We start from the raw sequence: 13,271 nt of genomic DNA on the forward strand, positions 1-13,271 counted from the left end.
GTGCTGACGCCCTGTCCATGGGGCGTAACGGTACCCCGGGGGTGTTTATTCCGCGCGGTGCGTTCCGGCGGGTGCCCCGGAGGCTGGTTGCGTCCTTTTCGTTTAACAAGGATAGTTCACTCCGCCGCACTATCTGATGTGAGGGTGTGTACATTCACAGGGTGGAACGCCGCCCGCCCGAGAGCGCCGGGTGAGCGCACCGTTGAGGCGGTGCCGAATCGGCGCGGAATCGGTGCGGCGCGGGCTTCCTTCAGCTATAAGAGATTTTGAGGGGTGGTAAAGCTCATGTTAAGGTTGAGCGGGAAGGTTGCGGACCGAGACAGTGGTTGGGTCGGTCCGCCCCTCGGTGATTAAAGCCCCTCCTCCGAACATGAACGTGATGGAGTCCAACTGTGGTGGTTGGACTCGTGGTTCGGCAGGAGGGGGCTTTCTTTTTAACCCCGAACACCGGCAGTCGGGTTTGGTCGCGCGGGTGCCTCTGAAACTCCCCATCTGCCCCGCGCCTGTTTCACGGCTTGCCCCCTACCCGCTTGCGGACTCTTGCTCGCAGCTCTTGTTGACAGCCGCACCCGGACACGGCAATGCCCCGCGGCTTTCGAATTATTCGAAAGCCGCGGGGCATCGGGTGAAGTACCGGTCGTGAAGCACCAGCCATGAAGGGGCACAGTCAGGCTAGTCGGACCACTTGAACTTGCGCGAGGCAACCAGGCCAAGAATGACGGTCCAAACCGTCAGAACCCAGTGCGGGTCCGCCATCCACTGGTGGTGAATGAAGTTGCCGCGCAGAGCCTCGCCCAGAGCCGCCGAGGGGAACCACGACACGATCGCGCCGTACCAATCGGGGAAGGAACTGAGCGGGAACAGCACGCCGCCCGCGCCGGCCAGAACCACCCAGGCGATGTTCACAATCGCGAGGGTCGCCTCCGCGCGCACCGTACCGGCAATCAGCAGACCCAGCGCCGTAAAGGCCGCCGCACCCAGCAACAGGGTGAGGAAGGCTCGCGAGAGGGCGATGGCGTCCGGACGCCAACCCAGGCCGTACCCGACCACGCCCACGAGCACGAACTGGATGATCAGTACGACCACCACGGCGATGCACTTGCCCAGAATCAGGCCGTTGCGGCCCAGGGGAGTGGTTGCCAGAAAACGCAACACACCGTAGCGGCGGTCAAAGCCCGTCGCGATGCCCTGGCCCGACAGCGCAGTGGAGATGACGCATAGGGCCAGCACGCCGGGGACCGCCGCATCCATACGCGAAACCCCCACCGAATGGGCGTAGTCGTCAATCAGGCCCGTAAAGCGCAGGCCCAGAAGCGCCATGACGGGGAAGATGATGTTCAGCATCAGCTGCTCGCCGTTGCGGAGCATCGCCATCGTCTCGTAACGACCCTGCTCAATCACGCGCACGAGCGGGTAGTTCGCGCGGGGCGGGATGTATTCCTCGTCCTCGTCGATGGCGACGCCCCGGACTGAGGTATCCGCCGCAGCGCTCGTGCTCTGCTCGCGGTCGGTAGAAGCGGTGGGGCTCATCGAATATCACGTCCTGAAATATCGAGGAAGACGTCCTCGAGGGTCTTCGGTTCCATCTTAAGAGAAATTGGCATGAGGTAGCGTTCGGCCAGCGCCGCGGTGAAGGCCGCCAGGTGCTCCGCGCGCAGGGGACCGACGAGCTCGTACTCGCCGGTCACGGCCGGGTGCTCCTCCGAGGCGGGAACGTAGGGGACCGTCTCGATGAGTTTCACTCCGGCCCGCAGGTGCGCCGGGAGCAGCTCCTCGCGGCTGGGGGTGGGAGCATCCAGGGTGTAGCGCAGCCGGTTCGTGCCGTCGTTAGCGATCAGCTTGGGAACGGTGCCCTCCTGCACGGTGGTGCCGTCCTCGATGATGTACACGTAATCGGCAAGCTTCTGTGCGTCGTCAATCAGGTGCGTGGTGAGCACGATGGCCACGCCGCGCTCGCGCTGTTCGCGAATAATTTCGAACACGACGTTGCGCGATTGCGGGTCCAGGCCCGCGGAGGGCTCGTCGAGGAAGAGCACGTCCGGCTTGCCGATGAGGGCCGCCGCGAGCGCCACGCGCTGCTTCTGACCGCCCGAGAGGCGCCGAATCGTGGTGCCGTTGAACGCATCAATGCCCAGGCGGTGCGCGAGCTCTTCAACCGGGTAGGGGTCGGTGTACATGCTTGCGATGTGCTCGAGCAGCGGGATGGGGTGCATGGCGTTGGGCAGGCCGCCATCCTGAAGCATGATGCCGACCTTGGCGCGCAGCTCGGGGTCCGCCAGGAGGGGGTTCTCGCCGAGCAGGCGCACGGTACCGCGGGTGGGCTTGAGCAGGCCCTGGGCGCAGGCGAGGGTCGTAGTTTTACCTGCGCCGTTCGCGCCGAGAAGAACCACCACTTCGCCGGGGAAGACACGCAAATTCACCCGGTTGACGGCGCGGTAGTAGCCGCTTGCGGTGAGTCGTTCGGGGTGCTTATTGCGGAACGCTCGGGAGGGCTTGAACTCTTTAATGAGGTCCTTGACGCTCAGCGCCGGTTCTTCGGCGACGGTGAGCCTGCGCGCCGTGGGGGAGGAGGCTGTCTCCTCTGAGCGGTCCGCGCGTGCGGTGGTGGTCTCCATGGGCATAACTTTCGATTTATTCGCGTGATATACCCCTATATTCTATGCACTACCTCACGTGCTCAACACATTTTTAAGACGATCAACATTCAGCTTCGGGTAAAAAAGTCAGCAAGTAGGAAGACCTAACTAGCCAAAGAAAAAACAATTAGGACATACTTTATTTGTGTATTCCGTGAACAAGACATCTCAGCGCTCCTCCGAGCGTGAGGCACAGACCCGAGGCGGCACCCGAGGTGCAGCGTCGGGCTCTTGTAGTGCTTCCACCAAAAAGTCCTCCGCGGCACGCACATCCAAGCGTAAGGCCGAGGCTGAGGAACGCACCCGAGACCGCGTGCTCCGCGGCGTTCTTAACCACGGACCGGTATCCGCTGCAAGCCTGGGGGAGCTGCTCAGCCTGACCCCCGCCGCGGTCCGCCGACACCTGGATGCCCTCGAATCAAGCAACATGATCGAGGTCGCCCCCATTAAGAAGCACGGCGCGGGTGCCGGACGCCCGGCCCGCCGCTACGTGATTGCCCCGCAGGGGCACGAGCGGCTCGGCAACGACTACCTGCTCATCGCGCGTAACGCCCTGCAGATGCTGCGCGATACCGTCGGCGACGGGGCGCTGGAGGCCTTCGCCTCCGCCCGCGCGGCCGAGATGGAGGCGCGTTACCGCCCGGTGGTGGAAGCCGCCGGAGACAACGTGGCCGCCCGAGCTAAGGCGCTCGCCGAGGCCATGAGCAGGGACGGTTTCGTGGCCACCGCGCAGGTAACCGAGCCTCCCGTGGGTCGTAGCGTGCCGGAGCACTTCCTCGCGAGTATCCAGCTGTGCCAGGGCCACTGCCCGGTTCGCGACCTGGCCGAAGACTTCCAGGTCTTCTGCGAGCAGGAGACCGGGATTATTTCTGATCTTCTGGGCGTTGATGTTCGCAGGCTCTCCACGATGGCCTCGGGCGCGCACGTGTGCACCACGCACGTGCCGCTGAACCGAGAGACCGTGGCGGAGAACGCGAAGTCGACGAAACCAGCCACGCCGACCGAGCCCGATGACGGCACGCCGGCTGAGAAGCCGAGCGTCTAGCCGGCGGCTCGAACCCCAAGGACTACCGCGCCTGCATCCGGCAGGTGGCGGAGAGAATGTAATAACCATCGAAGAAAGGCCGTAATGACTGAGAAAGTTGGGCAGAACGCCAACGATACCGTCATTTCAGAGATCCTGGAGATGAACCCCGAACTCGAGGGCATTGGTAACTACGAGTACGGTTGGGCAGACTCCGACGAAGCAGGCCAGGTAGCAAAGCGCGGCCTGGACGAGGACGTCGTGCGTGACATCTCCGCGAAGAAGAACGAACCCCAGTGGATGCTGGACATGCGTCTGAAGGCGCTGAAGTTCTTCGAGCGTAAGCCCATGCCCACCTGGGGCGCGGATCTTTCCGAAATCGACTTCGACAACATCAAGTACTTCGTGCGTTCGACCGAGGGTCAGGCCGGCTCCTGGGAGGAACTGCCCGAGGACATCCGCACCACCTACGAGCGCCTGGGTATTCCCGAGGCGGAGCGTAACTCGCTGGTCGCGGGTGTGGCTGCACAGTACGAGTCCGAGGTCGTGTACCACCAGATTCGTGAGGACCTGGAGAAGCAGGGCGTGATCTTCGTCGACACCGACACCGGTCTGCGCGAGTACCCCGAGCTGTTCAAGGAGTACTTCGGCTCCATCATCCCGATTGGTGACAACAAGTTCTCCGCGCTGAACACCGCCGTATGGTCCGGTGGTTCCTTCGTGTACGTTCCCCCGGGAGTTCACGTTGAGATCCCGCTGCAGGCCTACTTCCGTATTAACACCGAGAACATGGGCCAGTTCGAGCGCACCCTGATCATTGCTGACGAGGGCTCCTACGTTCACTACATCGAGGGCTGCACCGCCCCCGTGTACAAGTCCGACTCCCTGCACTCCGCAGTGGTTGAGATTGTGCTGAAGAAGAACGCCCGCGTTCGCTACACCACGATTCAGAACTGGTCGAACAACGTCTACAACCTGGTGACCAAGCGTGCGGTTGCGCACGAGGGTGCCACCATGGAATGGGTGGACGGCAACATCGGTTCGAAGGTCACCCAGAAGTACCCCGCCGTCTACATGGTTGGCGAGCACGCCAAGGGTGAGACCCTGTCCATCGCGTTCGCTGGCGAGGGTCAGCACCAGGACACCGGTTCGAAGATGGTTCACATCGCCCCGAACACCTCCTCGACCATCGTGTCGAAGTCCGTGGCCCGTAACGGTGGCCGTAGCGCCTACCGAGGCCTGGTTCAGGTGCGCGAGGGTGCTAAGCACTCCAAGTCCTCCGTGGTGTGTGACGCCCTGCTGGTGGACACCATCTCCCGTTCTGACACATACCCCTACGTGGACGTGCGCGAGGACGATGTGACCATGGGTCACGAGGCGACGGTTTCCCGCGTCTCTGAAGACCAGCTGTTCTACCTGATGCAGCGTGGCCTGAGCGAAGAAGAAGCAATGGCGATGATCGTTCGCGGCTTCGTTGAGCCTATTGCCCGCGAGCTGCCGATGGAGTACGCACTCGAACTGAACCGCCTGATCGAACTTCAGATGGAAGGATCTGTGGGCTAATGCCGACCAACGAAGAAACTCTGGGTTACCACTCCCCGATCATCCCCGGTATGGACCAGGAGGGCGAGAAGCTCGCCACCGAGTTCGCCCACGATGACACCCTGTACCGTGCCACCGAGGCACACCACCAGGGCTCCAACCCGAACAACATCCAGAAGGTGCTGGAGGCATCCCGCGCCGAGCGTAAGACCTCCTACAACGTGGAGGACTTCGCTCCGCTGACCGGCCGTGAAGAGGATTGGCGCTTCACCCCGCTGAAGCGTCTGGGTGGCCTGCACCTGGAGAAGCTGACCGGCACCGCACCGGCACCGAAGGTGACCGCACCCGAGCAGGTCAAGGTTGAGACCGTCTCCCGCGAGGACGAGCGCATCGGCTCCGCCGGTGTTCCCGAGGATCGCGTGGCGGCTAACGCCTGGTCCAGCTTCTCCGAGGCAACCGTGGTGACCATCCCCGCCGAGGCCGAGCTGTCCGAGCACGTTGAGATTGATATCGACGGCACCGGCAACGAGCCCGCCGCCCAGCACATCGTGATTGAGGCTAAGCCCTTCTCGAAGGCCGTCGTGGTCATCCGCCACACCGGCTCCACCGTCCTGGCACAGAACATCGAGTTCGTGGTGGGCGACGAGGCCGAGCTGAACGTCGTGTCCGTCCAGCAGTGGGCTGACGACGCGATCCACACCTCCGCACAGTACGCTAAGCTGGGCCGCAACTCCCGCTTCAAGCACGTGGTGGTTTCCCTCGGTGGCGACTTGGTGCGCGTGACCCCCTCGACCAAGTTCACCGCTCCCGGCGCCGAGACCGAAATGTACGGCCTGTACTTCGTGGATGCCGGCCAGCACATTGAGTCCCGTCTGTTCGTGGACCACTCCGTGCCCAACTGCAAGTCCCGCGTGACCTACAAGGGCGCGCTGCAGGGCAAGGGCGCACACTCGGTGTGGGTTGGCGACGTTCTGATTGGTAAGGACGCTGAAGGCACCGACACCTACGAGCTGAACCGTAACCTGCTGCTGGAAGTTGGCCCCCGCGCCGACTCCGTGCCGAACCTGGAGATTGAGACCGGCCTGATTGAGGGCGCCGGTCACGCATCTACCACCGGCCAGCTCGATGAGCAGCATCTGTGGTACCTGCAGGCTCGCGGTATTCCGGAGGCTGAGGCCCGCCGTCTGGTGGTGCGCGGCTTCCTGAACGAGGTCATTCAGCAGATTCGCGTTCCCGAACTTGAAGAGCAGCTCACCGAGGCCCTTGAGGCAGAGCTCGCACTCAGCAACAACTAAGCTTTACCAGGAGAAATAATGTCTACTCTTGAAATCAAGGACCTTCACGTCTCGGTCATCCTCGATGACGAAACCACCAAGCCCATCCTCAAGGGCGTTAACCTGACCATCAACTCGGGCGAGATTCACGCCATCATGGGCCCCAACGGTTCCGGTAAGTCCACCCTGGCTTCCACCATCGCCGGCCACCCCAAGTACCAGGTTGATTCCGGCCAGATTCTGCTGGACGGCCAGGACATCACCGAGATGAGCGTTGACGAGCGTGCCCGCGCTGGCCTCTTCCTCGCAATGCAGTACCCGGTTGAGATTCCCGGCGTGACCATGTCGAACTTCCTGCGCTCCGCAAAGACTGCAGTGGACGGCAAGGCTCCCTCCCTGCGTACCTGGACCAAGGACGTTAAGGAAGCCATGAAGAACCTGGAGATTGACCCCGACTTCATCTCCCGTAACGTGAACGAGGGCTTCTCCGGTGGTGAGAAGAAGCGCCACGAGATTCTGCAGCTCGAGCTGCTCAAGCCCAAGTTCGCCATTCTCGACGAGACCGACTCCGGCCTGGACGTCGACGCTCTGAAGATTGTGTCCGAGGGCGTGAACCGCGCTCACGAGGCTAACGACATGGGTGTCATGCTGATTACCCACTACACCCGCATCCTGCGCTACATCAAGCCGCAGTTCGTGCACGTGTTCGTGGACGGCAAGATGGTTGATCAGGGCGGCCCCGAGCTGGCTGACCGCCTGGAGGAAGAGGGCTACGTCTCTTACGTAGGTAAGAAGTAACCTGCTTTCCGTACCGGATTCGACAAGAAAGATTGAACTATGACTGAGACTGTGCAAGGTCGTGTTCCTCAGGAAGATATTGAGGAAGCCCTCAAGGAGGTCATTGACCCGGAGCTCGGCGTCAACATTGTTGACCTCGGCCTGCTCTACGGTCTGCGCTGGGATGAGGACGGTACCCTCATCCTGGATTTGACCCTCACCACCGCAGCCTGCCCGCTGCAGGAAGTGATTGAGGAGCAGGTGCAGGCCAACCTGGAGAACGTGGTGGATTCCTGGCGCGTGAACTGGGTTTGGATGCCGCCGTGGGGTCCGGAGCGTATCACCGAGGACGGCCGCGACATGATGCGCGCGCTGGGCTTCAACATCTAAGCTCCTAGACGCTGAATAGACACCCGCCGGGTGTGGAGAGCATAGACTCTCCGCACCCGGCGGGTGTTTTTATGTTGTTAAAAATTAGGGCAAAAACCTAGCGCTATGTTTTGTAGGCTGAGGATTATGCGGTGACAACAAGGATAGATTTTTTATTGATAATTAGGACAATTTGACTGGGGGGGGGGTCCAAGTATGATTCCTTGTGGATCATACACTCACGTCATACTAGGCTCCTCATGCAACGGCCGCTTGAGGAGGCCGAAAGGAAATCATGGCACAAAAGATTATCGCCGCTGACGGTTCTGTCTACGTTAAGAAGAAGCCCTTCTACCTCCGTTGGTGGTTCATCACTCTCGTTATTCTTGTTCTTCTTGGTGGTTGCGCTTCGGTGATGGGTGGTGGCTCCAGCAAGTCTACGAGCGCTTCTTCATCTTCGGCGGCTGCCGATTCTTCTGCCGTTGCTGAAGCTTCTCAGGAATCTGGCGGTGAATCTTCCTCTGCAGGCGCGGCAGAATCCAACACGAAGCAGAACGATAACAACGTTCCCACCGAATATAAGTCTGCTTTGAAGAAGGCTGAATCGTACTCTCGCACCCTGCACATGTCTAAGCAGGGTATCTATAACCAGCTCACCAGTGAATTTGAGAAGTTCAGCCCCGAGGCGGCCCAGTACGCTGTGGACAACGTGAAGGCTGACTGGAACGCAAATGCCCTGGAGAAGGCAAAGAGCTACCAGAAGACGATGAGCATGTCTCCCGAGGCAATTCGTTCTCAGCTGACTTCTTCGGTTGAAGGATTCACCGAGGAAGAGGCCGATTACGCTGTCTCCCATCTGAACTAATTCAACAGATAATTTAGAAGCCGCCCGGTGCGTGGATCTAGTATCCACACACCGGGCGGCTTTGTTATGCATCTGAGATGCTATTCGCCGCGGCTAGAAAGGTTACTCGTTCAGGCCCAGAAGCTCCAGCGAGTGCTCGTACTTGATGTGCAGGCAGGAGCGGGTCGGCTCGTCCAGCTTTGCCAGACGGTGCGGGTCCAGGTTGTCCATGATGTCGGCGCGCTTCACCAGGCGGGCCAAATCGTTGGCGCGCACGCGTCCCAGGTACGAAACGCGCGACTCACCGGGGCGGCGGGTCAGCGCCTCGACGGCGTCCACAATCTGAGGGGAGAAGTAGCGAGCCAGGTAGGGCAGCGACACTCCGGTATCTTCCACCGTGTCATGCAGCAGGGCGACAATCTGTACCTCAGCCTTCAGCTCCTCCAGGGAAGTGTCGGGAGAGGTCGAGGATGCCATCTCAGAAACGAGCTTGCGTGCCCCCAGGGCAACACGACGAGGGTGAGAGATGTAAGGCCAGCCGTTGCGGTCCGTCTGCCCCTCATGCGCCTTATCAGCGATGCTGTCTGCCAGGCGAATCATCTCTTTGTAGTAGCTATTCGTCACGAGAACCTCCGTTGGTTACGACTCGATCAATTGACGCTACCGGCTATGCAAACCGAGGTATAGATAGCTGGTACCCCTACTGTACGGCACCCTGTCAAATACCACCAGAGAAACGCCATAAGAGCGCGTAAATACGTAAATATGACGGGCCAGCCGGGAGGACCGGGAAGCTTATCGCCCGCACCTGACGTTGGGTATCATTCCAGGGAAGATGCGCGCGAGGGCGGGAGGCACTGTGCGCGAAATCTGCGGGCGCTCGGGAACGAACGCGGGCGCGGGTTCGGACGGCCCAACCGGGCGCCGGCTCAGCCCCGCTCGGTAGGCCCCGCGACGGGGGAACACGACCCGCCCTTCGTCTCAGCAGCCGACCAAAAAATTCCAAACTTTTTTCGGAAGATTTGTTCGCCGAAACCGCCCAATACAACGAACGTTTAGACCCGTTTGGACCTCACCGATAGCAGCTCATCAAACGAAAAAAACGCGCGATTCGGAGGGGTGCTCCGGGGCACTAAAAACCCCCTTTTTTCCCCGGAAATAAGCGCTAAACTTGGGGTAACCAAACATCGGAGAACACCATGGCAGAGCTCTACGAGCGCTTCGTCGCCCTGTATCCCTACCCCCACGAGCGAATCCGCCACGGCGCCCCACGAGCCGAACTCAACCGGCGATACCTCGAACACCTCTACGAGGGCAAGAATAAGGGAATAACCCCCATCGTGGTTGCCCTTGACTCCACCCTGCTCGGGACCATTGAGAACAACGTATCCATGCGCACCTCAACACCCGTCGGGGAGATTACTGCCGACACGATTCAGCAGTACGCGGTTGGGCTCCTCGTGGCCCAGCACGAACACCTGCGACAGGTTGGCGTGGAACGGGCCGCGCACGAGGCTTTCCGGAGCCTCAACGAGACCATCTACCTGAACGTCTACCGGCACCTCATGGAACACGGTGAGCTCAGCGAGGAAGACCTCAACGCACCGCTGGACGCGGAATACCCCTTCGAGCTGACCGCCGGGGTCCTCAATGAGAAGGTTAAAGCCACCGATATCGAGCGGGCCTCCGAACTTCTCATCGTGGACATGCCGGTTCAGGTTGCTTCCGACGTCTTCGCGTACTTCCCCTTCGGCGGCTGGGACGTCAGCCCCGCCCCCGAAACCATGCTGGCCATCGCCCGCTACTGGCTGGAACGCGACGACGCCTACCCGGCGGTCATCGCGGCCGAATTCATCGAGTTCTACACGCCGGTTCCCGTGACCACCCGCCGCGACACCGAGATTCTGGCGGTCGAGCACACGATGGTCTCCTCGGCAATGCCGGTGCGCGTCTACCGCGGCTTCGACAAGCTCGTGGAGGCGCTCTACGGCCAGCACGACTGGTACCTGTGGTGGGAGCAGCTCCCGGCGGCAGTGGTCGTCGAGACGCCCTAAAGGCGGCTGAACTCAACCCGGGGTAAAAGCGTAAGGGCGGGGTGACTCTTCACCCCGCCCTTACTCTCTGCGGGGGTTTACCGTGCGTCACCGCCCCAGTCCGCCTATTTCAGCTCGTCCACACGACGCGCCCGCAAAGCCCGAGCGGTCGCCGTCGCGTAATCCACCGCCTGCACCACCCAGGGAATCAGTAGGCGCCAATACATGCGGCGCGGAAGGTCACGCGCCACCGCCGCCCGCTGCAGGGCACCCCAGCGGTCCACGAGCGCCGGGATGGAACGAATCATGAGGGCAATCAGCAACCCCAGACGCTCGGGCGAAAGACCCATAAAACGCAGGGGCGAGCACAGCCGCACAAAACCGTCAATCAGAACCGGCAGGGGAGTACTCACCAGCAGAGTACGGGAAGCGTAGAAGGCCGTCAGCATGGTCGCGATGGCATCCGCACCGGAAGCGTATTGGCCCGTCAGCACGTAGTAGGCGGCCATAATCAGCAGCAATAGCGCCAGCGTTCGGACCACCAGCCACAGTTGGGAGGCGGACACCCCAGCCCACAGCGCGCACAGCGTGGCCGCGGCCAAAGCCACCAGCGCCACCTGCCAGCCGGTCACCGCCAGCACAATGAACAACCCAAAGAAAAGCGTTCCCTTGAGCCACAGCGGCGCCCGATGCACCGGCGTGTTCAGCGGCTGATAGAAACCCACCAGCAGGGTGCCGGGGTTGAAGCCGGACCCCCGGGAGGCGGGGCGAGGATTCACACGGGGGTTCGCGCGCGGCGTGTTAGCGCTCATGCGCGCCTCCCGCTGAATCCGTACCTTCGGCTGCCCCCTCATTCGGGAACCCCTCGGCACACCACAGCCGGTACCGCTGCACCATCTGCGCCGCATCCCCCTGGGCGAGCAGGCACCCGTCGTGAATGATCACGGCTTCATCGCAGGACGCCGCCAAATCCAGGTCGTGCGTGCTGAGCACCAGCATCTGGTCCAGGGACTCCAGGTGCTTCAGTAACCGCGCCCGGTTCCGCAGATCCAGCAGGGTAGTCGGCTCATCCAGCAGAAGGATCTGCGGGCCAGCCGCAAGAACGCTGGTGAGGGCCACCAGCTGCTTTTCGCCTCCCGAGAGGGTGAAGACGCTCTGGTTCTCCAGCCGCTCGAGGCCGCGCTCGCGCAGGAGTTCACGGACCCGTTCGCGGCGCTGTTCGCCGTTGAGTGCGGTTCCCTCAACGGCCGCGGCGCGGCGCAGGCTCAGGTCAATATCTTCTGCGACGGTGGGCATGATGAGCTGCGCCTCCGGCTGAGCGAAGAGCATGCCCACGCCCTCGAAAGCGCCCTGCGAGCCGATACCGTTGGAGCCGCGGCTCGGCGCCTGCAGGGTGTCCACGCCGTTGACGCGCACAATGCCCTCGTCCGGGTGGGTGAGCCCGTTAAAAAGCCCCAGCAGGGTCGATTTGCCGCTACCGTTGAGTCCCAGCACCGCGGTGCGCTTCGCGGTGAAGCGCAGGCTCACGCTCTTGAGGATACGGCGATGCCCGCCTTCGGGCAGCTCGGTGAAAACACTCACCGATTCGAGCTCGAGGGCGGGCATGCTAGTGGAGGCGCTATCCGCCTGCTCGCCCTGCACGGTCTGCGGTGTATTCTGGCGCGGGGAGCGGCGGAAAAACATAGCTTCCTCTCGGGTGGTGTGGAGGCGTCTCTAACGCTGGGTGGAAGTCAGGGACGGGAAGGCGCGGCGCACCGACAAACCGACCAGAACCGCGATGACGGACTTCACCAGATCCCAGGGGACGAATACCAAGGCCGCGTTGAACGCGGCAATAAAACTCATGTGGGCGTTCACCATCATACCGGCGATGCCGCAGACGGTCAGAACCACAAAACCGCAGAAGTTTGCCAGTAGGGCCATGAGGAAAGTGGCACCAACCGAGCGGGTGTTACGGGTGAACAGGTATGCGAGGGTGCCGGCAATGGCGGCGAAGGGCAGGAAGCCCAGCAGGTAGCCGGCGGTCGGGGACGCGAGCGAACCCAGGCCTGCGCTGCCCTTCGCGAAGATGGGCAGGCCGGCGAAGCCAACCAGCAGGTACAGCGCCACGGCGGCGGTGGCGCGCTTGCCGCCGAGCACCTGAGCGGTGATGTAAATACCGAGGGTCTGGAAGGTGAAGGGGACGGCGATGCCGCCGAGGCTCATGGCGGGCATGATGGCCAGGGCGGCGATGAGGGCCGCGAAGACGGCAATGAGGGAGAGGTCGGTGGCGACCGAGCTGCGGGCGGCGTCGTTGCGGCGCGGCGTGGATTCGCGCGTGGGTTCGGACATCGGCGTGTACTCCTTTGGGTACGGATTCGGTGGGTCGGCTCGAGAGAGAGCCGGAGAGATCGGTTCGCACGGCGTCGTTGCGCGGCGTGAAACGTCCCTGCAGAACATTACCATTGAACAGTGTTCGATAGGTATCCTACACCCGTCACCACAGAAATAAAAGCAAACCCACATGCACGCACGGCATCCCTGCACTAAAATTGATGGGGTGCTCGCCCGGTGGTTCTCCTCTTGGGAATCGGCCCGGAGCACCAACACCACGCAGACCGTCCCACCCGAAAGACACCCATGATTGCCGTACAGAACCTTGAACTGCGCGCCGGCGCGCGCCTGCTGATGGAAGACGTTACCTTCCGCATCGACAAGGGCGACAAGATCGGCCTGGTGGGCCGCAATGGCGCCGGCAAGACCACCATGACCAAGGTACTGGCCGGACTCACC

At 61.9% G+C, this 13,271-nt stretch carries 14 protein-coding genes; 8 read left to right on the plus strand and 6 right to left on the minus strand.

Going from position 1 to position 13,271, the window contains the following annotated elements; genetic code table 11:
• Window positions 1-672 precede the first annotated feature (672 nt).
• Both AC3E6W_RS05515 and AC3E6W_RS05520 read right to left on the minus strand, forming a co-directional pair.
• A complete protein-coding gene (locus AC3E6W_RS05515) occupies window positions 673-1,530 on the minus strand; it encodes an ABC transporter permease (RefSeq protein WP_490652545.1) in 858 nt (285 codons plus the stop codon).
• On the minus strand, window positions 1,527-2,615 hold the full coding sequence (locus AC3E6W_RS05520; RefSeq protein WP_490652546.1) for an ABC transporter ATP-binding protein: 1,089 nt from the start codon (window positions 2,613-2,615) through the stop codon (window positions 1,527-1,529). The genes AC3E6W_RS05515 and AC3E6W_RS05520 overlap by 4 nt, the downstream gene beginning before the upstream one ends.
• Window positions 2,616-2,781: 166 nt before the next feature.
• Between AC3E6W_RS05520 and AC3E6W_RS05525 the strand changes: the two genes are divergently transcribed.
• The 6 genes from AC3E6W_RS05525 (at window position 2,782) to AC3E6W_RS05550 (ending at window position 8,487) form a co-directional block, all read left to right on the plus strand.
• On the plus strand, window positions 2,782-3,681 hold the full coding sequence (locus AC3E6W_RS05525; RefSeq protein WP_049342818.1) for a helix-turn-helix transcriptional regulator: 900 nt from the start codon (window positions 2,782-2,784) through the stop codon (window positions 3,679-3,681).
• An 84-nt stretch (window positions 3,682-3,765) separates the two neighbouring features.
• Window positions 3,766-5,223 carry a Fe-S cluster assembly protein SufB gene (gene sufB, locus AC3E6W_RS05530; protein ID WP_049342817.1) on the plus strand — a complete coding sequence of 486 codons (1,458 nt, stop codon included), beginning with the start codon at window positions 3,766-3,768 and terminating at the stop codon, window positions 5,221-5,223.
• Window positions 5,223-6,497, plus strand: a complete 1,275-nt coding sequence (gene sufD / locus AC3E6W_RS05535; protein ID WP_294646738.1) for a Fe-S cluster assembly protein SufD — start codon at window positions 5,223-5,225, stop codon at window positions 6,495-6,497. Before sufB ends, sufD begins: the two co-directional genes overlap by 1 nt.
• A gap of 18 nt (window positions 6,498-6,515) precedes the next feature.
• Window positions 6,516-7,274 (plus strand): Fe-S cluster assembly ATPase SufC, encoded by a 759-nt coding sequence (gene sufC / locus AC3E6W_RS05540; RefSeq protein WP_049334152.1) that lies wholly within the window; start codon window positions 6,516-6,518, stop codon window positions 7,272-7,274.
• A 39-nt stretch (window positions 7,275-7,313) separates the two neighbouring features.
• Window positions 7,314-7,643, plus strand: a complete 330-nt coding sequence (locus AC3E6W_RS05545; RefSeq protein WP_049342815.1) for a metal-sulfur cluster assembly factor — start codon at window positions 7,314-7,316, stop codon at window positions 7,641-7,643.
• Between the two features lie 274 nt (window positions 7,644-7,917).
• Window positions 7,918-8,487 (plus strand): Ltp family lipoprotein, encoded by a 570-nt coding sequence (locus AC3E6W_RS05550; protein WP_490652547.1) that lies wholly within the window; start codon window positions 7,918-7,920, stop codon window positions 8,485-8,487.
• Window positions 8,488-8,589: 102 nt separating this feature from the next.
• Here the strand turns inward: AC3E6W_RS05550 and AC3E6W_RS05555 are convergent, their stop codons facing one another.
• Window positions 8,590-9,090, minus strand: coding sequence for an HD domain-containing protein (locus tag AC3E6W_RS05555; protein ID WP_049334154.1), 501 nt, complete (start codon window positions 9,088-9,090; stop codon window positions 8,590-8,592).
• Between the two features lie 575 nt (window positions 9,091-9,665).
• On the opposite strand from AC3E6W_RS05555, the gene AC3E6W_RS05560 reads away from it, so the two are divergent.
• Window positions 9,666-10,520, plus strand: coding sequence for a DUF4253 domain-containing protein (locus AC3E6W_RS05560; protein WP_490652548.1), 855 nt, complete (start codon window positions 9,666-9,668; stop codon window positions 10,518-10,520).
• 104 nt (window positions 10,521-10,624) lie between these two features.
• Here the strand turns inward: AC3E6W_RS05560 and AC3E6W_RS05565 are convergent, their stop codons facing one another.
• From AC3E6W_RS05565 to AC3E6W_RS05575, 3 genes are read right to left on the minus strand one after another with little or no spacing between them, the layout of a single operon-like run.
• Entirely contained in the window at window positions 10,625-11,311 is a 687-nt protein-coding gene (locus AC3E6W_RS05565; RefSeq protein ID WP_314746071.1) for an energy-coupling factor transporter transmembrane component T family protein, read from the minus strand.
• Entirely contained in the window at window positions 11,301-12,182 is an 882-nt protein-coding gene (locus AC3E6W_RS05570) for an energy-coupling factor ABC transporter ATP-binding protein (RefSeq protein ID WP_490652549.1), read from the minus strand. Before AC3E6W_RS05570 ends, AC3E6W_RS05565 begins: the two co-directional genes overlap by 11 nt.
• 30 nt (window positions 12,183-12,212) lie before the next feature.
• Entirely contained in the window at window positions 12,213-12,830 is a 618-nt protein-coding gene (locus AC3E6W_RS05575) for a biotin transporter BioY (protein ID WP_313968186.1), read from the minus strand.
• A gap of 288 nt (window positions 12,831-13,118) precedes the next feature.
• Here AC3E6W_RS05575 and AC3E6W_RS05580 point away from each other — a divergent pair.
• The coding region (locus tag AC3E6W_RS05580; RefSeq protein WP_490652556.1) for an ATP-binding cassette domain-containing protein at window positions 13,119-13,271 on the plus strand (153 nt) is incomplete at its 3' end.

The sequence above is a fragment of the Rothia sp. SCPM-O-B-18226 (M350) genome, assembly GCF_058213595.1.